This window comes from Flavivirga abyssicola, from assembly GCF_030540775.2.
GTDB classification, from domain to species: domain Bacteria; phylum Bacteroidota; class Bacteroidia; order Flavobacteriales; family Flavobacteriaceae; genus Flavivirga; species Flavivirga abyssicola.
In genome coordinates this window covers 1,174,716-1,198,482 of record NZ_CP141266.1, presented here as the reverse complement: position 1 = coordinate 1,198,482, position 23,767 = coordinate 1,174,716, and the positions used below count along the sequence as shown (strand labels likewise).

19 protein-coding genes are annotated in these 23,767 nt (G+C 32.5%); 8 read left to right on the top strand and 11 right to left on the bottom strand.

The window, feature by feature from the left end:
* Positions 1-91: 91 nt before the first annotated feature.
* Positions 92-1,426: an MATE family efflux transporter gene (locus Q4Q34_RS04780; protein WP_303318776.1), complete on the bottom strand. Its 1,335-nt coding sequence runs from the start codon at positions 1,424-1,426 to the stop codon at positions 92-94.
* Positions 1,423-1,926 (bottom strand): GNAT family N-acetyltransferase, encoded by a 504-nt coding sequence (locus Q4Q34_RS04775; RefSeq protein ID WP_303318775.1) that lies wholly within the window; start codon positions 1,924-1,926, stop codon positions 1,423-1,425. The genes Q4Q34_RS04780 and Q4Q34_RS04775 overlap by 4 nt, the downstream gene beginning before the upstream one ends.
* Before the next feature lie 60 nt (positions 1,927-1,986).
* Here Q4Q34_RS04775 and Q4Q34_RS04770 point away from each other — a divergent pair, with 60 nt between their 5' ends.
* Positions 1,987-2,781: a universal stress protein gene (locus Q4Q34_RS04770; RefSeq protein ID WP_303318774.1), complete on the top strand. Its 795-nt coding sequence runs from the start codon at positions 1,987-1,989 to the stop codon at positions 2,779-2,781.
* Here Q4Q34_RS04770 and Q4Q34_RS04765 read toward each other — a convergent pair whose 3' ends face one another.
* Both Q4Q34_RS04765 and metK read right to left on the bottom strand, forming a co-directional pair.
* On the bottom strand, positions 2,782-3,633 hold the full coding sequence (locus Q4Q34_RS04765; RefSeq protein WP_330444588.1) for a 3-keto-disaccharide hydrolase: 852 nt from the start codon (positions 3,631-3,633) through the stop codon (positions 2,782-2,784).
* Between the two features lie 338 nt (positions 3,634-3,971).
* Positions 3,972-5,225 (bottom strand): methionine adenosyltransferase, encoded by a 1,254-nt coding sequence (metK, locus tag Q4Q34_RS04760; protein WP_303318772.1) that lies wholly within the window; start codon positions 5,223-5,225, stop codon positions 3,972-3,974.
* 767 nt (positions 5,226-5,992) lie between these two features.
* On the opposite strand from metK, the gene ilvD reads away from it, so the two are divergent.
* The 6 genes from ilvD to Q4Q34_RS04730 all read left to right on the top strand — a co-directional run bounded on the left by ilvD (position 5,993) and on the right by Q4Q34_RS04730 (position 14,283).
* A complete protein-coding gene (ilvD, locus tag Q4Q34_RS04755; protein WP_303318771.1) occupies positions 5,993-7,672 on the top strand; it encodes a dihydroxy-acid dehydratase in 1,680 nt (559 codons plus the stop codon).
* Positions 7,673-7,721: 49 nt separating this feature from the next.
* Positions 7,722-9,455 (top strand): biosynthetic-type acetolactate synthase large subunit, encoded by a 1,734-nt coding sequence (gene ilvB, locus Q4Q34_RS04750; RefSeq protein ID WP_303318770.1) that lies wholly within the window; start codon positions 7,722-7,724, stop codon positions 9,453-9,455.
* A 13-nt stretch (positions 9,456-9,468) separates the two neighbouring features.
* Positions 9,469-10,002 carry an acetolactate synthase small subunit gene (ilvN, locus tag Q4Q34_RS04745; RefSeq protein ID WP_303318769.1) on the top strand — a complete coding sequence of 178 codons (534 nt, stop codon included), beginning with the start codon at positions 9,469-9,471 and terminating at the stop codon, positions 10,000-10,002.
* Between the two features lie 16 nt (positions 10,003-10,018).
* The gene (gene ilvC / locus Q4Q34_RS04740; RefSeq protein WP_303318768.1) at positions 10,019-11,494 is read left to right on the top strand and encodes a ketol-acid reductoisomerase; all 1,476 of its coding nucleotides are present in this window, start codon (positions 10,019-10,021) and stop codon (positions 11,492-11,494) included.
* A gap of 73 nt (positions 11,495-11,567) precedes the next feature.
* Positions 11,568-12,833, top strand: a complete 1,266-nt coding sequence (gene ilvA / locus Q4Q34_RS04735; protein ID WP_303318767.1) for a threonine ammonia-lyase IlvA — start codon at positions 11,568-11,570, stop codon at positions 12,831-12,833.
* A gap of 283 nt (positions 12,834-13,116) precedes the next feature.
* Entirely contained in the window at positions 13,117-14,283 is a 1,167-nt protein-coding gene (locus Q4Q34_RS04730) for an IS4 family transposase (RefSeq protein WP_330444532.1), read from the top strand.
* Positions 14,284-14,489: 206 nt separating this feature from the next.
* Here the strand turns inward: Q4Q34_RS04730 and Q4Q34_RS04725 are convergent, their stop codons facing one another.
* Positions 14,490-16,037, bottom strand: coding sequence for an OmpA family protein (locus Q4Q34_RS04725; protein ID WP_303318614.1), 1,548 nt, complete (start codon positions 16,035-16,037; stop codon positions 14,490-14,492).
* 118 nt (positions 16,038-16,155) lie between these two features.
* On the bottom strand, positions 16,156-17,679 hold the full coding sequence (locus tag Q4Q34_RS04720) for a GH3 auxin-responsive promoter family protein (RefSeq protein WP_303318613.1): 1,524 nt from the start codon (positions 17,677-17,679) through the stop codon (positions 16,156-16,158).
* A 42-nt stretch (positions 17,680-17,721) separates the two neighbouring features.
* Here Q4Q34_RS04720 and Q4Q34_RS04715 point away from each other — a divergent pair, with 42 nt between their 5' ends.
* The gene (locus tag Q4Q34_RS04715; RefSeq protein WP_303318612.1) at positions 17,722-18,516 is read left to right on the top strand and encodes a DUF2797 domain-containing protein; all 795 of its coding nucleotides are present in this window, start codon (positions 17,722-17,724) and stop codon (positions 18,514-18,516) included.
* Positions 18,517-18,522: 6 nt separating this feature from the next.
* Here the strand turns inward: Q4Q34_RS04715 and Q4Q34_RS04710 are convergent, their stop codons facing one another.
* The 5 genes from Q4Q34_RS04710 to Q4Q34_RS04690 all read right to left on the bottom strand — a co-directional run bounded on the left by Q4Q34_RS04710 (position 18,523) and on the right by Q4Q34_RS04690 (position 23,653).
* Positions 18,523-19,146 (bottom strand): LysE family transporter, encoded by a 624-nt coding sequence (locus Q4Q34_RS04710; protein ID WP_303318611.1) that lies wholly within the window; start codon positions 19,144-19,146, stop codon positions 18,523-18,525.
* A gap of 235 nt (positions 19,147-19,381) precedes the next feature.
* On the bottom strand, positions 19,382-19,576 hold the full coding sequence (rpsU, locus tag Q4Q34_RS04705; RefSeq protein WP_169672274.1) for a 30S ribosomal protein S21: 195 nt from the start codon (positions 19,574-19,576) through the stop codon (positions 19,382-19,384).
* Positions 19,577-19,769: 193 nt separating this feature from the next.
* A complete protein-coding gene (locus tag Q4Q34_RS04700; protein ID WP_303318610.1) occupies positions 19,770-22,460 on the bottom strand; it encodes an AsmA family protein in 2,691 nt (896 codons plus the stop codon).
* 124 nt (positions 22,461-22,584) lie between these two features.
* A complete protein-coding gene (locus tag Q4Q34_RS04695) occupies positions 22,585-23,289 on the bottom strand; it encodes a queuosine precursor transporter (protein WP_303318609.1) in 705 nt (234 codons plus the stop codon).
* Positions 23,290-23,356: 67 nt separating this feature from the next.
* The gene (locus Q4Q34_RS04690) at positions 23,357-23,653 is read right to left on the bottom strand and encodes a GIY-YIG nuclease family protein (protein ID WP_303318608.1); all 297 of its coding nucleotides are present in this window, start codon (positions 23,651-23,653) and stop codon (positions 23,357-23,359) included.
* Positions 23,654-23,767: the final 114 nt, after the last annotated feature.

Here is a 23,767-nt window from a genome sequence, read left to right as displayed (position 1 = left end):
GAGCGTTTTGTATTTTTTCTTCTATATTAACTTGTTGAAGAAAGCGGGTTAGTAATAGCATATTTATTTTTATACTGACTGTACGGCAAAGTTAATGGTTTTGAGAGAGCGGAATAAATATTTTTCTAAATTTTACAATTAAAGGAATACCTCTGGCAAGAATCCAAAAAGTAAGTGCAATAAATATACCGTGTAGTTTATAGTTTAGGCTGTCTAACCAAAAAAGAATTGGCACAAAGACAATAAACGTTGAAAATAACAATACATTTCTTAACGATTTCATTTTGCCCAAGCCTTTAAATATGCCATCGAAAATAAATGCTAAGGAACATAGAGGTTGCATAACAAGTATGATCCAGAAAGAATCATAGAAAAGGGCTAATACATCTGGGTCTTCAGAAAAAAGGCGACCTATTGGATAATAGAAAATAGCACCGATTAATGCTAATACAATTCCAATAACTATGGCATACTTAATTAATCTATTACTTAATTTAAGGAGTAAACGGTACTCCTTGCCACCAAATAATTTTCCTGATAAAATATTGCCAGCACTTGCATAGCCATCAATAAAAAAGGCTGCAAAAAACCATAAGTTTATAGCAATAGTATACGTTGCAATATATGCAGCACCGTAACCTGTAGCAAAGCGAGTTGCAAAATATAGTGTAACATTAAGAGCCAACGTTCTAACAAATAGGTTAAGAATCATTATTATAAACCTATTGATTTCTTTGTTAAAAGGAAAACTTATTTTTAAAGGGATTGGTGTTTTTTTTAGCAGATAATAGGCTGAAAAAGCTGCCATTATTAGTTGTGCAATTACGCTGGCATAGGCTGCTCCTTTTATATGCATAGCGGGGATGTAACCTTTTATACCAAAGACAAGAATAAAGTCGAGAATAATATTTAATAAAGCGCCAATAATAGCAATTATCATAGGATAATAAGTGTTTTGCAAACCTCGAAAAGCACCAAAAACAGCGATAGTAAATAGTGTAAATGGAAACCCAAAAACTCGAATTTTATAATAATCGACACTATAGTCTAAAATGAGATCGGAGGCATTATATAATTTAAAAATGTTTTGAGCGAAAGGATAGGTGCCCATTATAATTAAAATACTTAAAGATGTAATAATGAAAATAGCCTGCGCTGGTAGGTTTTTTACTTTCTCGAGTTGATTGGCTCCAACATATTGCGATACGATAGATGATATAGCACTTCGTGTTTGCCCCAATACCCATATTAGCATAGATAAAAATGTAGTAACAATACCCACAGCAGCTAAAGATTCGGTGGCGTTTAAATTTATGTTTCCAACAATAGCAGCGTCAGTTAATGATAAGATAGGTTCGGATATCCCAGAAATTAATGCTGGTATTGCTAATTTATTTATATGTTTTATGCTAATGTCGCTACTCATGGTATTATTAATTCATAACAATAAAAAGGGTGTTTACTTTGCTTTGGGAAATAAATATCTCCTAAGCGCTTATAGCCGCGATATTCATAAAACTTTTGATTGCTTTGGTTTTGAGAAAAGGTGTCTAATCTTACAGAAACACAGCCACTTTTTTTAGCAAATGTTTCAGCAAAAGTCATAAGTTCTTGCGCATATCCTTTTCCTTGATGTGTTGGATGAATGGCTAGCCTGTGTATGTAAATGTTGTTTGCGTTTTCTGTTAGCCATGAAATTGGAATGTATTCTTTGTCCATAAATGTAGAAATGGTTACACATCCTATGATGAGATTTTCAATTTCCAAAACGTATAATTCGTTACGATCAATATCTTTTATAAAGGCTTGTTTATTAGGATAATGTTCATTCCATTGATAGATGTTTTTCTTTATCATATATGCTGCACAAGACTTAGTGATTTCTATAATAGTATTAATATCAGAAAGGGTTCCTTTACGAATCATTTAAATGTTTTACTTTTGCATAAATATCGTCAAAAATTTAGTCAGTAAACTATATTTATTATGAAGAATATTTTAGTTCCTGTTGGGTCATCCAAAAACGCTTTAAGTCATTTGCAATATGCTGTAGATTTTGCAGAATCTTTTGGAGCAAAACTTTTTATTGTGCAAGTGTATAATGTTTATACTAAGGCAGGAACTATGATTAAAATAGATCCTATAATTGAAAGGGAAAGTAAAGCTTTTCTGAATGATTTAGTCTCTCAGATTGACACTAAAAATGTCAAGGTTGTAAAAAAGACCTTAAAGGGTAAATTGATTAGTACACTTGAATTGGCAAGTAAAGCGGCTAATATTGATTTAATTTTGGTAGAACCCAGAACAAATTCTATAAGGGAAGAGGTGTTTTTGGGGAAAACTTCTGGAAAAATTATAAAGCAAACTCAAATACCAGCATTAATTGTACCTGAAGGTTACAAGTTTAAGCCATTTAGTAATGTTTTATTAGCTATTAAATCTGCAATAATAAAAAAGAATGATGCCCTAGACCCTTTGTTAAGTGTTAAAAATACTTTTAAGGCTTCAGTTAATATGTTATTGGTTAAAACACCTTATTATAATGAAGGTGATTTTAGCGTTGAACAAAAATTATTAGATACTGTAGATAATATAACCAAGACAGAGAACGCAACTACGTTTCATGGGGTATTACAGCATTTACAATCTTATAACCCGGATATGCTTTGTGTTGTTAGGCGCAAAAGAGGGTTTTTTACCAAAAAATGGGAAAAGAATGTTATTTTGAAAAAAGACTTCTCAAGTTCAATACCTGTTTTAGTTTTAAGAGGGTTGAAATAATTAATCATAATATTTTGCATACTCTGTCGGGAGCGATTCTAAATCTCTAATCTCTACATTTTTATAAAACACTTCTGTGGCTTCACTTTGTATTTGAATTTTCCCTTTAATCATAGGAACTTTTTTATCATTTTCTACATATCGGGAATTTTTAAGGATCATAACTATTTCCCCATTAACGATATGGATGCTTTTTTCTTCGAAACAAATTAATTCTATCGTATTCCATGTTCCGTGTGGCTTTTCAAAATTAGCACTTCGCATACAATAACCAGGAATATTTTCGCCTTTACCCATGGGTAAAAAACTCTGACTTTCGTCAGCAACAGGGTTCATTATGTGTTCTGGAGGGAACGCGCGGATATCAATTGCAGAATTTGCCTGACTCCAAAAATCCCCCATATGTCCTTCCATAATTTGAAATTCTTGAGAGAGCATCCATGATTTCCACCACTCAGCCCCATGAGGTCCTATAGAATGGTATAATATCCCCGAATCTTTAAGGAGGTTTTTTCTAGGGTGCCATTTTTTTTCGCCCCATTTCATTTTGAGTCTAAGGTGATAATTAGCATATTCTTTTTTTGTAAAGAGGCAGCCATATATCTCACCACTAATTTTTAAAACAGGCTCATTGTTTTCTTCAATGACCGTAAATACATGATGTTGGTTTTGATTCAACCCGATAGGTGGTATGGGATTTCCATTTTCGTCTTTAAGAGTTTCTCCTTTATAATTTTTAGGATAACGAAAACTTAAATAGTTTTCCCATTGCGAGAGTTCTTTATCTAATAAAGGTGTCCAATTTGGTTCATTTTTACACGAGTAAAACGTAATAATGATTAAAAAGAGCATTGTTAAGTGTCGCATGATCTAGCCTTATTTCAAATTCAGAGTATTTTTGATAATTGAAAAGCATTCCTATTCCAACAGCTATAACATAGGAAACTGTAAGCACTGTTTGTATTTCTTTAATTATTGCTTCATAAGCGTCCTTAGATTATTCCTTCTTTCATTCGGTAATGTATTCTGTTTATACTTCTGCTTATATTATCAAGTATATCAATCCGTTGTAATGATTTATGCACAACGTTAAACGAATTTAGTTGAATTTTTTTATAAAGTCAAATGGCATAAAATAAAAAGACCACTCATAACAAGTGGTCTCAATAAAAATATATAAAGTATTAAGGTTATAAACCAAATACTTCTTTTACTTTATCAACGTAATCTAATTTTTCCCAAGTGAATAATTCTACATCTAGGGTTGTCGCTTCTCCATTAGGCTGCGTAAATGTTTTAGTGACCGTTTCATTGTTACGCCCCATGTGCCCATAAGCAGCTGTTTCACTATACATAGGAGAACGTAGTTTTAAACGTTCTTCAATGGCAAATGGACGCATATCAAAGATTTTAGAAACTTCTTCAGCAATTTCACCATCGGTCATGTTAAAAGAACAGGTGCCATACGTGTCAATAAAAATTCCCATAGGCTCAACAACACCAATAGCATAACTTACCTGTACTAAAACTTCATCAGCAACACCTGCAGCTACTAAGTTTTTTGCAATATGACGCGTTGCATAAGCAGCACTTCTATCTACTTTACTAGGATCTTTTCCAGAAAAAGCACCGCCACCGTGAGCACCTTTTCCACCATAGGTGTCTACAATAATTTTTCTTCCTGTTAATCCAGTGTCTCCATGAGGCCCACCAATAACAAATTTTCCAGTTGGATTTATATGGTATTTAATATCGCTATTAAATAAAACCTGAATTTGTTCGGGCAACTTAGCAACGACACGTGGAATTAAAATATCAACAATATCTTTTCTGATTTTGGCTAACATGGTCTCATCTTCATCAAAATCGTCGTGTTGAGTAGATACTACAATAGCATCAATACGTTGCGGAATATTATCATCACTATATTCAATAGTTACCTGACTTTTAGAATCAGGGCGTAAATAGGTAATATCTTTATTTTCTCTTCTTAATTCGGCAAGTTCAATGAGGATTCTATGCGACAAATCTAAAGCCAAAGGCATAAAGTTTTCAGTCTCATTAGTCGCATAACCAAACATCATACCTTGGTCACCTGCTCCTTGTTGTTCTTTGCTTGCTCTATCAACACCTCTATTAATATCGTCAGATTGTTCATGAATAGCAGAAACAACTCCACAAGAATTGCCATCAAACATATATTCTCCCTTGGTATAACCAATTTTGTTTATAGTTTCTCTTGCAATTTTTTGTACATCTAAGTATGTTTTAGATTTTACCTCACCAGCAAGTACCACTTGCCCTGTAGTAACTAAGGTTTCACAAGCTACTTTAGAGTCTGTATCGAAAGCTAAAAAATTATCAATTAAAGCATCACTAATTTGATCTGCTACTTTGTCTGGGTGCCCTTCAGAAACACTTTCCGAAGTAAATAAATAAGCCATAAGTTGTCTTTTATATTGTAGGATTTGACGATAGCGTCAAAGGAAGTTTACACTGCCTTTAGCATTTTTATTTATGTAGAAACAAGTTCAACATAAAGAGGTTGCAATCAGTCAAATCTTTCCTCTATCATTTGTGTTGGCAAAAGTAAAAAAATAAAAGGAAATGATGATTTGTTTTTATTTTTTTAAAAAATAAATTGGTTATTACATTTTAATTGTAAATCTTTGTATTGAACTCATCTTGACTTTTTGTTTTTACCGAAAATGAGATAAAATTTGTTCAGATGAGGCATTTTTTGCAAGGCATAGCAGTGCTAAGCGTAAAAAAAGTAACAAAATATGGACGAATTTTAGCCGTTTTTTAGGAAATAGAAAAAGTCAAGATGAGTTCATTAACAAAATGAAAAAGCAAATATTAAATATCGTTTCTATTATTGTCATTGTGATTATTTCACAACGATAGGAAGCGCTATATATAAATATTATAAATTTAAAGCCTTCCTTAATCGGAAGGCTTTTTTTATTGCACATTTTTTAAATTTTGAACGTCATAAAAATAACAGTTTAAATTGTTGTTATACAGTTTGTTATGTTGTTTTTAGGGGTTGTGGATTTAACCAGAAAAACTAAAGAATAATATAAATAAAAACCTAAATAAATTAATTTCGAATATTATTTTGGAAGGTTGTAGAATTTTTAACAGAATTCTTAAATCATTAAAATATTAAATCAAAAAAAGGAAAAGCATAAAATTATCTGTAATAAAGATGAAGGAACTTAATAAATACAGTAAAACAGTAACTCAAGATTCAACACAACCAGCAGCACAAGCCATGTTATATGCGATTGGTTTTTCTGATGAAGACTTTTTTAAACCTCTGGTAGGTATTGCCAGTACAGGTTACGAAGGAAACCCTTGTAACATGCATTTAAATGATTTAGCAAAATTAGCTAAAGAAGGTACTAAAAATGAAGATCTGGTCGGACTAATTTTTAATACAATTGGTGTGAGTGATGGTATTTCAATGGGAACACCTGGGATGCGCTATTCTTTGCCTTCAAGAGATATTATTGCAGATTCTATGGAGACTGTAGTACAGGGAATGAGTTATGATGGTTTAATTACTGTAGTGGGGTGTGATAAAAATATGCCAGGTGCATTAATTGCCATGCTTCGTTTAAACAGACCTTCTATTTTAATTTTTGGAGGAACAACAGATTCTGGTTGCCATGAAGGAAAAAAATTAGATATCGTTTCTGCTTTTGAAGCGTGGGGAAGCAAAGTTGCAGGAACCATGGAAGAAAGCGAATTTAAAAGCATAGTAAAAAAATCTATTCCTGGTGCAGGTGCTTGTGGTGGTATGTATACAGCAAATACTATGGCATCGGCTATTGAGGCTTTAGGAATGTCATTACCTTATAATGGTTCAAATCCAGCGGGAAGCGATGAGAAAAAAGCAGAATCTGTAAAAGCAGGTGAAGCGATGCGTTTGTTGCTTGAAAGAGATATTAAACCATCAGATATCGTAACACGCAAATCTTTAGAGAATGCCATTCGTTTGGTTACTATTTTAGGAGGATCCACGAATGCAGTATTACACTTCTTAGCTATAGCAAGAGCAGCGCAAATAGATTTTACACTTAAAGACTTTCAAGATATTAGTGATAGTACACCATTCTTGGCAGATTTAAAACCTAGCGGACAGTACCTAATGGAAGACTTACATGCAGTAGGTGGTATTCCAGCTGTCTTGAAATATTTGTTGAAAGAAGGATTGTTACATGGCGATTGTTTGACTGTAACAGGAAAAACATTAGCCGAAAACTTGTTAGATGTTAAAGACCTTTCAGAAGGACAGGATATTATAAAGCCTTTAGAAAACCCTATTAAAGCAACAGGACATTTACGTATGTTATATGGAAATTTAGCAAAAGATGGAAGTGTTGCTAAAATTACAGGGAAAGAAGGTTTAAGCTTTGTTGGAAAAGCTAAGGTGTTTGATAGTGAGTATGATGCAAATGATGGTATCCGTGATGGTAAAGTAGAAAAAGGCGATGTTGTTGTTATTCGTTATGAAGGACCAAAAGGAGGACCAGGAATGCCAGAAATGTTAAAACCAACTGCTGCTATTATGGGCGCAGGGTTAGGTAAGGATGTCGCTTTAATTACTGATGGACGTTTTTCTGGTGGAACACATGGTTTTGTTGTAGGTCATATTACACCTGAAGCTCAAGAAGGAGGCACCATTGCATTTGTTAAAGATGGTGATATGATTACAATTGATGCTGAAACAAATAGTATTTCTTTAGAAGTTTCAGATGAAGAATTACAACAAAGAAGACAAAATTGGACGGCACCGAAATTAAAGTTTGATAGAGGTGTTCTATATAAATATGCAAGATCAGTATCGTCAGCATCTAAAGGTTGTGTTACTGATGAATTCTAAATAGATATTTTTTCATTTCTGCGAAGGCGGAAATCTCAATTTAATGAGTATGGATACAGAAACAGCAAATAAAACACAGGAAGTGCTAAGTAAAACAGAACGAATTACAGGTAGTGAAGCTATTATTAAATGCTTGATAGCAGAAGATGTAGATATTCTTTACGGATATCCGGGAGGTGCTATCATGCCAGTTTACGATGAGTTATATAAATTTAGAAACGAAATTCATCACGTATTAACACGCCATGAACAAGGTGCAGCACATGCAGCTCAGGGGTTTGCAAGAATTTCCGGTAGAGTCGGTGTTGCTATGGCGACATCTGGTCCCGGAGCTACTAATTTAATTACAGGAATAGCGGATGCTCAAATCGATTCTACACCATTAGTATGTATTACAGGGCAAGTACCGTCTCATTTATTGGGTACAGATGCGTTTCAAGAAACAGATATTATTGGCATTTCTACACCCGTTACTAAATGGAATCATCAAGTTACAAAAGCATCAGAAATTCCAGAAGTTTTAGCCAAAGCATTTTATATAGCTAAAAGCGGTCGTCCAGGACCTGTATTGATTGATATTACAAAAGATGCTCAGTTTGGAGAACTTGATTTTAAATACGAAAAATGCACAGGGGTAAGAAGTTATATTCCAACGCCAAAAACCAATTTAGAATCAGTAAAGGCTGCTGCCGAATTAATTAATGCCGCAAAAAAACCAATGATTGTTTGGGGACAAGGTGTTATTTTAGGAGAAGCAGAAGCAGAATTAAAAGCGGTTATTGAAAAAGCTGGTATTCCTGCTGCTTGGACTATTATGGGGGCTTCGGCAATACCAACATCGCATCCCTTAAACATTGGTATGGTTGGAATGCATGGTAACTACGCACCAAATAAATTAACCAATGAATGTGATGTGCTTATCGCAATCGGAATGCGTTTTGATGATCGTGTTACAGGTAGTTTAAATACTTATGCTAAACAAGCCAAGGTGATTCATTTTGAGATTGATCCAGCTGAGGTTAATAAAAATGTACATGCAGATGTAGCAGTATTGGGTAACTCTAAAGATAGTTTAACAGAATTATTACCATTGTTAAATGAAAATTCTCATGAAGCATGGCATCAAGAATTTAAAGATTTATATGCTATAGAATTTGAGAAAGTAATTAAAGACGATCTTCATCCAACCAAAGAAGGATTAACGATGGGTGAAGTTTTAAAAGAAATAAATGTACAAAGTGAAGGTAACGCTGCTATCGTATCAGATGTTGGTCAACATCAAATGATTGCCTGTCGTTACTCAGAATTTAATAAAACTAAAAGTAATATTACTTCAGGTGGTTTAGGGACTATGGGGTTTGCATTGCCAGCAGCTATTGGAGCAAAAATGGCAGCGCCAGAACGCGAAGTAGTAGCTATAATTGGTGATGGTGGTTATCAAATGAATATCCAAGAGTTAGGCACTATATTTCAACAAAAAGTACCTGTGAAAATTGTGGTATTGAATAATGAATTTTTAGGAATGGTACGCCAATGGCAACAGCTGTTTTTTGATAAACGTTATGCATCAACAGAAATGACAAACCCTGACTTTGTTACTATTGCTAAAGGGTATCATATAGATGGAAAACGTGTTACTAAAAGAGAGGAATTAGCAGATGCTATTAAAGAAATGATAGCTTCTAAGGAGTCTTATTTCTTAGAAGTGTGCGTAGAAAAAGAAGATAATGTATTCCCAATGATTCCTTCAGGAGCATCAGTTTCAGATATCCGTTTAAGCTAAATTTAGAAAAGAAATGAACGAAGAAATAAAATCATTCACGATTTCAATCTATACCGAAAATAATATCGGTTTATTAAATCGTATTTCTGCAATTTTTCAACGCAGGCATATCAATATTGAAAGTTTAACAACGTCTCAATCAGAAATTGAAGGCGTAAACAGATTTGTCATTGTTGTAAACATTACCGAAGCTCAAGCTCAAAAAATTATAGGACAATTTCAAAAACAAATTGAAGTTATTCGTGCCTATTATCATACAGAAGAAGAAACTATTTTTCAGGAATCTGGTATGTTTAAAATAAAATCTGATTTATTATTTAATGAACCTCAGATTCAGAATATAATTAAAGAAAGTAATGCCAGAATAGTCACAGTAAATAAAGAATTCTTTGTTTTGGAAAAATCTGGTAGAAGAAATGAAATAGAATCACTCCGCAGAGATTTAAATATTTTTGGAATCATGCAATTTGTGCGATCTGGACGTATTTCAGTAACAAAAGAAGAAATGAAAATCACAGAAATGCTTTCAGCATTTAATAACCAATAATAACAATAAAATTAAAATGGGAAATTATTTTAACACACTTTCATTAAGAGATAAACTAGATCAATTATCAAAGTGTAGATTTATGGATGCTTCAGAATTTTCAGATGGAGTAAACGCTTTAAAAGGTAAAAAGATAGTTATCGTAGGATGTGGGGCTCAAGGTCTTAATCAAGGTTTAAACATGAGAGATTCTGGTTTAGATATTTCTTATGCTTTACGGGATGCTGCAATTTCTGAAAAACGTGCATCTTTTGTTAACGCATCAGAGAATGGATTTACAGTTGGTACTTACCAAGAGTTAATTCCATCTGCAGATTTAGTGTTAAACTTAACACCAGACAAACAACATACTAATGCCGTTAGTGCTGTGATGCCTTTAATGAAAAAAGGAGCAACATTATCATATTCTCATGGATTTAATATTGTTGAGGAGGGCATGCAAATTCGTAAAGATCTTACCGTAATCATGGTAGCACCTAAATCTCCAGGTAGTGAAGTACGTGAAGAATATAAGCGTGGTTTTGGTGTGCCAACACTTATTGCTGTGCACGAAGAGAACGACCCAGAAGGGAAAGGTTGGGCGCAAGCAAAGGCTTATGCAGCTGCAACTGGAGGAGATAAAGCAGGTGTTTTAGCATCGTCTTTTATTGCTGAGGTTAAATCTGATTTAATGGGTGAACAAACTATTCTTTGTGGTTTGTTACAAACTGGATCTATCCTTTGTTTTGATAAAATGGTTGAAGAAGGAATTGATCCAGGATATGCTTCAAAATTAATTCAATACGGATGGGAAACAGTAACTGAAGGTCTTAAGTATGGAGGTGTTACCAATATGATGGATCGTTTGTCTAACCCAGCTAAAATTAAAGCATTTGAATTATCTGAAGAATTAAAAGATATTATGCGTCCATTATTCCAAAAACATATGGATGATATTATGGAAGGGAATTTCTCTAAAGGCATGATGGAAGATTGGGCTAATGATGATAAAAACCTATTAGGTTGGAGAGCTGCAACAGGAGAAACTGCTTTCGAAAAAACACCAGCTGGAGATGTTGAGATTTCAGAGCAAGAATATTATGATAATGGTGTATTAATGGTAGCGTTTGTTCGTGCAGGTGTTGAATTGGCTTTCGAAGCGATGACAGAATCTGGAATTATTGATGCTTCTGCTTATTATGAGTCTTTACACGAAACACCACTTATTGCAAACACAATTGCAAGAAAGAAGTTATATGAAATGAACAGTGTAATCTCTGATACAGCTGAATACGGTTGTTACCTATTTGACCACGCATGTAAACCTTTATTAACAGACTTTATGAAGAATATAAAGACAGATGTTATTGGTAAAGCATATGCTAAAGATAATGGTACAGGTGTAGATAATGCTAAACTTATTGAAATCAATAAAGTTTTAAGAGACCATCCAGTTGAAAAAGTAGGTGAGTTTTTGAGATCATCTATGACAGCTATGAAGCCAATAGTTTAGTAAATGAAATTATAGTTTTTCAGACCAGTCTGATTTTAAAACCAGACTGGTCTCATTAACATAAAGATATATTATGAACAAGGAGGACAAAACATATTTTCCTAGTATTAATAATATTAAAGTAGCTGCCGATACTATTAAAAAAGTATCGGCAGTTACGCCTTTAGGCCCTAGCTTAAGGTATTCAAATTATTTTGATGCTAATATTTTTTTAAAGCGAGAAGACTTACAGCAAGTACGTTCTTATAAAATTAGAGGGGCTTATAATAAAATAAGTTCGTTAACATCCGAACAATCTAAAAAAGGGGTCGTTTGTGCAAGCGCAGGAAATCATGCGCAAGGCGTTGCATTATCTTGTAAATTATTAAAGATAAAAGGTACTATTTATATGCCAGCACCAACGCCAAATCAAAAAGTGCAACAGGTAAAAATGTTTGGTGAAGATTTTATAGACATCAAACTTATTGGTGATACTTTTGATGATGCTTATCATAAGGCTATGTTAGAGTGTGAGGAATTGCATAAAACATTTATTCACCCTTTTAATGATGAAAAAGTTATAGAAGGACAAGCCACCGTTGGTTTAGAAATCTTAGAGCAATCTACAGTGCCTATAGATTATGTATTCATTGCAGTTGGAGGTGGTGGATTAGCAGCAGGTTTATCTACAGTTTTTAAACAATTATCACCGCACACTAAAATTATTGGCGTAGAGCCAGAAGGAGCTCCTTCCATGTCTGTGTCGATTAAAAATAATAAAAACACAGAGTTAGACCAAATCGAAAAATTTATAGATGGAGCAGCGGTAAAACGTGTTGGGGATTTAACGTTTTCAATTTGCAAAGAGAACTTGCATGATATGATAACGGTGCCAGAAGGGAAGGTTTGTGAAACTATTTTAGAGCTTTATAACAGGGATGCTATTGTAGTTGAGCCAGCTGGCGCATTGAGTATTTCGGCTTTAGATTTTTATGCTGATGCTATAAAAGGTAAAAATGTAGTCTGTGTTGTTAGTGGTAGTAATAATGATATTACCAGAACTTCAGAGATTAAAGAACGCGCCTTATTGTATGCCAATTTAAAACACTATTTTATTGTTAAGTTTCCACAACGTGCTGGTGCATTAAAAGAGTTTGTTGTTGACATTTTAGGAGAGAATGACGATATCACCTATTTTCAATATGCTAAGAAGACAAATCGCGAAAATGGATCTGCAGTCGTTGGAATTCAATTAAAATCTGCTACCGATTTAGAACCTTTAATAAGTAAAATGAAGGACCGTAATTTTTATGGAGATTACCTAAATGACAAACCTGATTTGTTTCAGTTTTTAGTATAATTCATCTTGTCATTCCTGCGAAGGCAGGAATCTACTAGTTTAAAATATACACCATAGATAAATGATTTAATCAATAAACCTGTGGAATATCCTATTTAAAAATAGTAAACAATTTTAAATTACAAATAGTAAAATAAAAACAATGTAGTAATTTAATATTTCTAACATTCAAATGGATTCCTGCCTTCTCACACTACTGTCCGGAATAATATATTATATTGTTTTATTTGTATTATTTTCACTGATCTTATTAAGATTAGTTAAACCAAAAGACTTAATTTTCATGTATTCTCAAACATATTTCGGAGAGCTGTTATCATTATTGCCAAAGCAAAAATTCAGGAGCATAGTAGAGCGTAATAAAACGGATAAATATTCAAAAGGATTTAAGACATGGGATCATCTGGTGGCTATGATCTATGCCCAATTAAGCAAGGCCAATAGTTTACGGGAACTAGAGACCACTTTTAACTCATTTTCTAACAAACATTATCATTTAGGGGTAAAAAGGATAAAGAGGTCTACCTTGGGAGAGGCCAATCAAAAAAGGGACTCAAGAGTTTTTGAAGAATTGGCCAATTATCTTATATCACAGGTCCATCATGATAGTACTAAAGATTTAAAAGCGCTTTTATATCTATTGGATTCCTCACCAATACCATTGAGCAACCACCGCCATAAATGGGTTGATGAAATGAATCACCGGACCAAAGGGCTTAAAATTCATTTGTTATATAGCCCATTGACCAAAACATTATCCCAATTAAGTATTACCAACAGTGATATTAATGATATCAATAAAGGTCAAGAGCTAAAAATAGAACCCAATGCTGTTTACGTTTTTGATAAAGGCTACACCGATTACAACTGGTGGTATAAAATACATCGGCACAATAGCATTTTTATAACCCGATTTAAAAAAAATGCGTCACTCAAAGTGGTAGATACCTTTCCTGTAGATTCAAAACAGGAAAGTAGAATAATGGCAGATGAGATCGTTTTGTTTAAAAATAAAACGCCACGCAAAGGAAAAAAGAATGAGTATAGGGAACCGTTAAGAAGAATTACCGTTAAAAGAGAAGATAAAGATACCCCATTGATAATAGCAACTAATGATTTAGAAAAACCTGCAGAGCAGATAGCCGATCTATACAAGAAAAGATGGGATATTGAATTGTTTTTCAAATGGATAAAGCAAAATTTAAAGATAAAACGGTTTATAGGCACATCTGAAAATGCAGTGAAAATACAGATCTATACAGCCATCATTACCTATACTTTGGCATTGATCTTGAAGAAAATGAAATCAGCTAAAGAACCTCTTTATTTATTTGTTGAAAAGCTCTGTTCTTTAATGTTTGTGCCTGTCAAAAACACAATGGACTATCAAAATAGAATTAGAAAACAACAACAAAATAAAGTTAAATATCAATATGCTATTTTTGAATAAATTTATTCCGGACAGTAGTGCGTGGCAACGGGAATCTAAATAACAGAATTTCGGTTTTTTGACCTAAAGGTCAAAGCCTGAGCTCAACTTGATTGGGTATGAAACGAGTGAAATACCTCTATGGCTCTGCCTCGAGGATAGTTCGTTTCAAGAAATTCTTTATTTACCCTAACACGGTTTTTTCAATACAGACTGTATTAAGGTATTTATGGAGTAGTATTTAAAATAACAAATTCAACACGCCTGTTAGTTTGTAAATCTTTTTTTGAACAAGAGTTTTTGCAATCAATTAATGGTTTTCTTTCTCCGCAGCCTTTTGATGATAGTCTATTTTTTGAAATACCATTTTTAATTAAATAATTTAAAGTTGATTTGGCTCGTTTCTCAGATAAGTTTAAATTAAAAGCATCAGAACCTTTATTATCGGTATGGGAGTTAATTGCTATTTTTATTTTAGGATGATCGTTAAGTACTTTTATTATTTTATTTAAGATAATATATGACTCTTTTTTTATATCATGTTTCGCAAAGTCAAAATATATATTTTCAGATATAATTCTTAGTTCATTATTTACTTCAGCTATAACCGGGACTGTGGCAGCTATTTCTAAATTCTTATTATAAGTTGTATTTTCACTTCTATAGGATGCAAAATCAAATGAACCATCTTTAAAGTTATTTTTTTTAGTTGTAATTGTGTAAGACTCTAATGGAGCAACATTAAATCTATAAGTACCATCTTTACCTGTTATTAATTGATCTATCTCTTTTTGATTTCTATCTTTTAGAATAACAGTAGTATTTGGTAATACCTCTTTAGTGTTAAAATCCAAAATTTTACCTTCAACGGTTTGCTTGATATGATTAGTAGTAAAATAATAAATATCGAAACCACCTTTTCCATTTGGCCTGTTTGATGAAAAATATCCTGCACTGTTGTTTACATTAAAATAAGCAACCTCGTCATACTTTGAGTTAATGGTATTACCCATATTTATAGGAGTCTTGTAACCATCTTTTGAAATTTCACTAACAAAAAAATCAAACCCTCCCATACCTTCATGACCTTTTGAGGAAAAGAATAAATATGTATCCATAAAAACATATGGGTACTTGTCGTCGGAATGGGTATTTATTTTTTCACCTAAATTTTTAGGAGTGCTTAAAGTGCCATCAGGATTAATATCAGAAACATAGATGTCATAACCACCAATAGCATTAGGCATGTTGGCAGAGAAATATAACTTATCGCATTTAGCGTTTACAAAAGGATTTTCTATTGATACATTTTCTCTGTTAATACTTAGTAGTTTTTCGTTAACCCAGTTGCCGTGCGATCCTTCTTCTAAAATGGCTTTATAAAGTTTAAACTCTAAAGAGTTTGTTTTGCTACTTCTGGAATAGTAGACCGTTTTTTGGTTTGGCGAGAAAGAAATTTGACCTTCACTATCGTTTGTATTTAAGATTCTTGAGAATAACAATGGGTTGGCTAGAATTCCATTGCCCAAAGTGTCTAAACAATATAATTCTTTGTAGGCTTCATTTGTATTGGGGTCTATTTTTGCTAATGCACCAATTTTTTTAGAAGATACCATGATAAGTTTTTCTTTAAAAAAACCAGATCCAATTTCTGAGAATTTAGTGTTAATACCCGTATCGGAAATTTCAAACTGAAAACCATTGGTTCCTATACTGGATTGGGTAAATAAAAAAATAGATTGTAGGCTTAAAATAATTAAAAAATAAGTTTTCATCTGAGGGGCTTTGTAGGTTTGAGATGCTATTAAACTTGTTTTAAACACTTTAAAAATATAATTTTTAAAGATGATAAACAATATTAATCGTTTAAGTGCTTCTGTATTAGTAAAAAACCTACAAAATATGATCGTTTAAACTTAGAAGCTCATCTATATAATCCCGAGTGTTAGAAAGTCGAGGTATTTTATGTTGCCCACCCAGTTTATTATTTTGTTTTAACCAATCATAAAACAAGTGTTCCCTGGCTATATTAATTTTGGGTTTGTTAAGTGTTAAATTGTTATAGCGTTTCGCTTCGTAGTCAGAATTTAATGCCTTCAAAGCGTTGTCAAATAACTCATTAAAATAATGGATGTCTTTTGGGGGTGTTTTAAATTCAATAAGCCATTCATGAGCTCCTTTTTCTTTACCTTTCATAAATATCGGGGCTGCCGTAAAATCTACAATTTCGGCTTTAGTACGTTTGCATACCTTTTTTAATGCACTTTCGGCATTTTCAATAATAAGCTCTTCTCCAAAAACATTAATGTGATGTTTGGTTCTGCCAGACACTTTTATTCTGTAGGGGTTTAGTGATGTAAACCGAATGGTATCACCAATTTTATAACGCCATAATCCAGCATTTGTAGTAATTATTACAGCGTAATTTTTATTAAGCTGAACGTGGCTTAAAGGAATCGCCCTTTCCTCAGAAGTGGCATAAATATTCATAGGAATAAATTCATAGAAAATCCCATAATCAAGCATCAATAATAATTCGTCGGAGTTGTTTTGATCTTGAATAGCGAAAAAACCTTCCGAAGCATTATAAATCTCATAATATTTAAAATCGGTTTCAGGGATAATTTTTTTGTACTGATCTTTATAGGGTGTAAAGCTAACACCACCATGAAAATAGACCTCTAAATTTGGCCATATATCACGAAGACTTTGTTTTCCTGTAGTATCTAAAACGTTATTGAGTAATACAAGCATCCACGAAGGAACACCAGCAAGACTTGTCACATTTTCATCAATAGTTTCATCTACAATGGCTTGCATTTTATGCTCCCAATCACTCATTAAAGAGACCCTGTTACTTGGAGTGCTACTAAATTCTGCCCAAAAAGGCATATTATCAATTAAAATAGCCGATAAATCACCAAACACAGTACCGTTTTCTTTGTACAATTCTTTACTGCCTCCCAAGCGTAAGCTCTTACCAGTAAATAATTGTGAGTCTTCATTATTATTAAGATACATGCATAATAAATCTTTTCCAGCAGCATAATGACAGTCTTCAAGCGATTCTGTGCTTACTGGAATAAACTTGCTTTTTGCTCTGGTAGTGCCACTAGATTTTGCAAACCACTTTATGGGACTGGGCCAAAAAATATTGGATTCACCTTTTCGGGAACGTTCAATAACATCTTGCCAGCCTTCGTAGTTTTTAATGGGAACACGTTCTGAAAATGTTCTGTAGTTTTTTATAGAAGCAAAATCATACTTCCTACCAATTTCGGTGTCTTTAGCAATATCTATAAGACTTAATAGTAATTCGTTTTGCACTTCATTAGGATATTTTAAAAACAATTCTATTTGATGAAATCGTTTTTTTAAGAACCAAGAAGCAATCGAATTTACTATAGGTATTGGCATAATTATTTTATCTTTAAGATTTTAAAAATAATACTTTTTTTTATGACTTACCAAGGTGTTTTAACAAAAATGGAAACGGAGTTTGCTAACCCAATTCAATACTATTTGGTGTTTGAAAATGATTTTTTAAACATGAACCAGTTATTGAATAAAAGCATAACGATTCAATTTGTAAAATATCAGTGTTTAAATTGTGGTTTAGATAAACCTATTTACAGACAAGGATTTGATAAACAGTGTTTTTATGAAGTGCCACAAGCAGCCGATTGGATAATGCGTCCTGAGTTGAGTACGGCACATTTAGGTAAAGAAGACCGAGATTTAGAGTTTGAAAAACGAGCTCAATTGCAACCGCATATTGTGTATTTAGCAAACTCTAGTAATGTAAAAGTAGGAGTTACAAGAAAAAGTCAAGTGCCGACACGTTGGATAGATCAAGGTGCTCATGAAGCTATTGAAATTGTAGAAGTGCCTAATCGTTATTTAGCAGGTATTACTGAAGTTGCATTAAAAGATTATGTAGCTGATAAAACGAATTGGAGAAAGATGCTTAAAAATGATATTGAAGATGAGAATTTAATGGAATGGCGTGAACGCTTAAAGCAGTATATTCCTGAGGAGGCAAAAGCATATTTTATTGAAACGAACACGGAGACGAATTTGGAATTTCCTGTGAATAAATACCCTGAAAAACCTAAAAGTTTAAATATAGTTAAACAACAAGAGTATTCAGGTAAATTAGTTGGTGTAAAAGGACAGTACCTTATTTTTGAAGACGACACCGTTTTTAATATTCGTGCTAATGAGGGATTGGTTGTTAGTATTTCTATTAATTAAATTGGGTCAGACTACATATAACTTCACTACTTGTACAAAAGCAATAACAATCAATAAAACACCAGTGACTTTATTGACGATAAGTGAGATATCTCGAACCTTATTTTTAATCAATAAGCTAAACCTACTATAAGAATATAAGGTGAGTAACTTGCCTAAGTAGACGCCACAAAAGAATAAAAATAATACAGAAAACGATGATTGTAATGATAACATGATATCATTATTGTTTATAATGCCAAATGCAATGACCCAATAAATTAAAACAGGTGGATTTAATATACCAAGAAAAAACCCAGTTGCATATTTAGATTCCGTTAGCTTTCTTTTTTTTGTTTTACTTTCAGACTGTTTTTTAAAGAATAGATATATACCCGCAACAAATAAAATTAAAGCCACGATTATTTGGACCCATAAATTATTAATAAAAAAATCTTTTACCGCTACACTACAATGTAAAGCGTAATAGGATAACATAACTTCAGCAATTCCAGCAGCTATCGCAATTTTAAAAGCTTTTTTTGCATTTTGCTTTAAGGTTGTATTAATAACAGCAATGTTAGAAGCCCCCAAAGGGAGTGCTCCGAGAATAGCAGCCAAAATGCCAATTAATAAATAAACTAAAACCATAAAGCTTTTGTAGCGATTAGACTTGAAAGCTTACATAAGTTTTAATAAGTAATAGGTTTTTTGAAGGTGTTGTACCAATTCTCATTTGAAATAACCATAATAAAATACCCTTTTTCAAACAAGAAATGGTATTATACAATATCAATTCAGATTAATGAAAATATCATCTTGAAATTATAGCAATAAAAAAGCCGCATTGTTGTAAAACAATGCGGCTTTTTTATAATAGGGAATTCTAAATATCTTCTTGGTCTCTTAAATTCTGAATATACGCAGCTTTTTGGATTTCGCGACGTCTTTTAACAGATGGCTTTGTGAAAAACTGACCATCTCTCAAATTTTGCATAACCTTAATATTTCTGTGTTTTCTTTTGTAGCGTTTTAAGGCACGCTCAATATTTTCACCTTCTTTAATAATAATCTTTAGCATGTGTGATTTTTAAATTTATTCGTTTTAGGACTATCCGTAAATACGTTTTTAATACTTTACTTTTTAAAGTATGTCTTAACCATGCTATTCGTTTTTGTTAAATTCATAGAGCTGGCTAGTTACAATAATAACTTTTTTAAATTAACATCCTAATAAAAAAGGAATTATTTAAATAATGTGCAAAAGTACGATTTTATTTTTTTGTATCAACCTTTTTCTTTTTGCCTCCTAAAAGACCGCCAAGAACATTTTTTACAGCATCTTCTGTGGTGTTGGTTGTGGTAGAATCTTTTTCTGTTTGATTCTTTTTATTTTTAATAATATCGCTTAAGACATCTTTAACCGAGTTATTTTGTTCTTTCTTTATAGAGTCTGTTTTGGTCTTATTGCCACCAATAACACCGCTGATTAAATCTGATACTTTGTCTTTACCTTTATTGAGTAATTTTTGTTTCTCAATTTCAATAAGTTGATTTGTTAGGTTTTTAACACCACTTGTTAAGTCGGTTGTTACAGAAGGACTTGTATATGTGCCTCCAATGTTAGCTGTAACAGGAATTGTTATGTTTTTTGCTTCTTTATTATCAATTTTTCCAATTAATTGATTAACATCGCTCCCTAAATATTTAGCAGGTACATTAAAAATCGCATTGTATTCTAATTTTTTATCAAAACCATGAGACCCAGAAACATCAATAGTAATATCATCGTATTTTAGTTGGAAAGGTTCAACACTAACTTTTCCATTAGCGAATTCTAACTTCGTTTTAAGGTCTTTCAAGTCTAATTTATCAAAATCAATAAAGTTCAGAGACCCTTCTAGTTTATTAAATAATTCACTTTTATTCTCATTGACTTTTGAAGTTAATAATTCAGCTAGAGCATCTCCAGAAACACTACTTAATTCAGGAGAGAATTCACTATCTAAATGGCCTGCTAAATTAATATTGGTATTTAGTTTTCCTTGAAGTATTTTGGCAATAGGAGCTAGGCTTCTTAATAGTTCTAGCTCTTTAAACGACTGACCTATATCAAAACCATTTATACCTAAATTTAGATTAAAAGTAGGTGTTTCGCTTTTTGTGGAAACATTACCAGAAATAGCCAAAGCACCATCAAATAAATTAGAGGTCATATCTTTAAGTGTTGCTCGCTGATCTTTAATTATAAGTGTTCCTTTTAAATCTTTTAAATTTAAATTGTCGTAAAGAACTGTTTTTGCATTGGCATTAATAGTACAATCTAAAAATTTTGGAATTTTCAAGGACTCAGCATCACTTGTAGTTTTATTATTTGTTGAGGCGGTTTCATCTTCAGACATGAAATCACTTACCTTAAAAAAGGTGGAATTCACATTAAAATACCCTTGAAGCGTATTGTCGCTTAATAGAAACCCTAATAGATTTTTAATGGTTCCTGTGGCATTCAAATCGCTATTCCCTGTTCTGGCTTTAAAACTGCTAAGGGAAACCGTTCCTGAGTTAAAAGACATATTAGCTTCAGAAATATGAATCGGATTTACAATGTCTTCCGAAGAAAACACAAAATCACTAATACTCGCAGAACCATTATTTTTTATACGCTCATAAGCATTTGTCTCAATGGCGTTCATGTCGAAAGCAGTATTAATATTCCCTTTTAGAGTACCTGTTAAGGTGTTTTCTAATTCAACAGGATACACTTTTGTAATATTTGCTAAGTTTAAAATACCATCAATATTAGCATTTACTAACATGTTTTTAGTAATATTTTTTAAAGAGGCAGACGATTTAAACATGTCTTCGTCAATACTAAAATTAAGTGCTTTAATATCAACATAAGTATCGTCAGCATGTCCCGTAGTATTTTTTATAACTGTATTTATAGTAATGTTTTTAACACGTTTTGGTAAATCAGGGTATTTAAACGATGCATTGTTAGAGGTCAGGCTAATATCTAGCTTAGGAATTGTTGTTTCTGAGCTTAACCCTTTTACAATACCTTTAACTTTGAAGTCACCGGTAGTTTGAACGCCTTCAATGTTTTTTGAAAATTCTTCTGGAATGACTGCTAAGAAATTTTTAAAAGAAGTTTCAGAGTTTTCAAAAGTAATGTCCATGTCTTGACCATTTTCTAATTGCTGAACATAACCATGAAACTCCAAAGGCAATTTATTTATAAGTGCCTTATTATCTTTAAAAGTGTATTTACTATTAGCTAAATCTAATCCTATTATGGCATCCAGTTTTACAGGGTTATTATTTAAATAGGTGCTACTATCTATACTAAAACTAATATTTGCTTCACTTTTTGTATCTAATTCTGATGTTTCTGCGGAAAAGATGCCTGTGCCTTCATGGTTAAGTTCAGATACATAAATAGTCATCTTGGAAGCCTCATCAATATACGCCAAAGCACTGTTGTTGATACTGTAATTTTCAATATCAAACGAAAAACTTCTTCTCTCCGTTTCTGTTTTGGTCGACGCTTTTTCTTCGTCTTTTTTAGCAATGTCAAAATTAGTGTTGCCGAATTTATCTGTTTTAAGAGTAAGCAAAGTTTCGTCCACAGTAATAGAATTTACGATAATGGGATCTCCACCAGACATTTTAAATAATTCTTTAATAGGCATCGTAAGCGCAATGTTTTTGGAAGTTACAAATGTCTCTCCCTTAAATGGCTCAAAATTAGTAATGACCAAATCGCTTACAGAAACATGCGCTTGGGGGAAGCTTGTTAAAAAACTTAAACTCACATCGCTAAATTCTACTTGTGCATTTAAGTTGTCATTTATTGATTGCTTTACCATGTCTTTAATTCGCCCTTTAAAAGCAAAAGGAATAGCAACTAAGAGTGCTAGTATAATGAGTAAAGTAATACTTAATATTTTTAAAGCTTTTTTCATTGTGTAGGTTTTTTTGATTAATAGGCTTGCGGGGTGTTGATATAGAATATGTTATGAATATACGTAAAAATGGTATTAGAAAGATGAAACTTGTTTTTATTTAATATTAATTTATTATAAAATTTTAAAGCAAATCAATTTCTTCGTTCACTTTTAATTTAAAACGCTTTTTAAACAAATAAACACCCAAATATAGAAAAGGTGTATCACAGGCAGCAACAAAAACTTTAAATAAAAACCCACTAATTAATAAACCTTTAAAATTTGACCAGTCGATGATGCCGAATGAACATAATAAAGTTACAATCGTAAGCGTATCCACAAATTGAGAAAACCAGGTAGAGAAATTATTTCGTAACCAAAGATGTTTCCCTTTGGTAAGTCGTTTCCAAAAATGGTAAATCTGGATGTCTACAAACTGCGCGAATAAATAAGTGAGCATGCTTGCAAATACAGCAATGATGGAATTACCAAAAACCGTATTAAACATATCGTCTTTAACGTAAGACCAGCTTGTGGCAGGAACGCTATCCGCAACCAGTATTATTAAAAGTGAAAAAAGTGACGCAAAAATACCCGTTACAACAACATCATTAGCACGCTTTTTACCATAAATTTCACTAATTAAATCCGTGATTAAAAAAGTAATCGGGTAGGGTAAAATACCAACAGAGATTTCGAAAAGTTTGCTTCCAAAAATTTCAATATCAACAGGATACCAATAAAAAAACTTCTGAAAAATAAGGTTTGATACCACCAATGATGTTATAAATAAAGCACCAAGTAGTATGTAGATACGCTGAGCAGCAAGTTTGTCTTTTAATGTCATAACAGGTTATAAATAAATTTCACTTTGTCAGTTCGAGTGATGCGACGAAGGAGCATTGTATCGAGAACTAAGGTGTGTTGAATTTCTTTTTAGCTAAGTTAGGAAGCTTTTCAAATTCATTTTTAATTAATGCTTCTTTTTTTGCTCTAGACCACTTTTTAATTTGCTTTTCTGTTTGTATGGCTAAATCAACATTTGTGAATTCAGCATAGAACTCCAAACGTATTGGTCGGCGTTTATAAGTGTAACTATCTGCATATTTTCCTAATTTATGTTCTGTAATACGTTTAGTCAAATTAGATGTTATACCTGTATAATAGCTTTTATCGGAACATTTTAAAATATAAACATAATAAATTTTCATATTTATAGAAATAAAGCTTCTCGATACAATTTTTCTTCATTTAGTTTCGAAAAATTACTCGAAGTGACATATTAACTAAGTTCATGTCTATTTGAGTATTTAGAAACTTTAGAA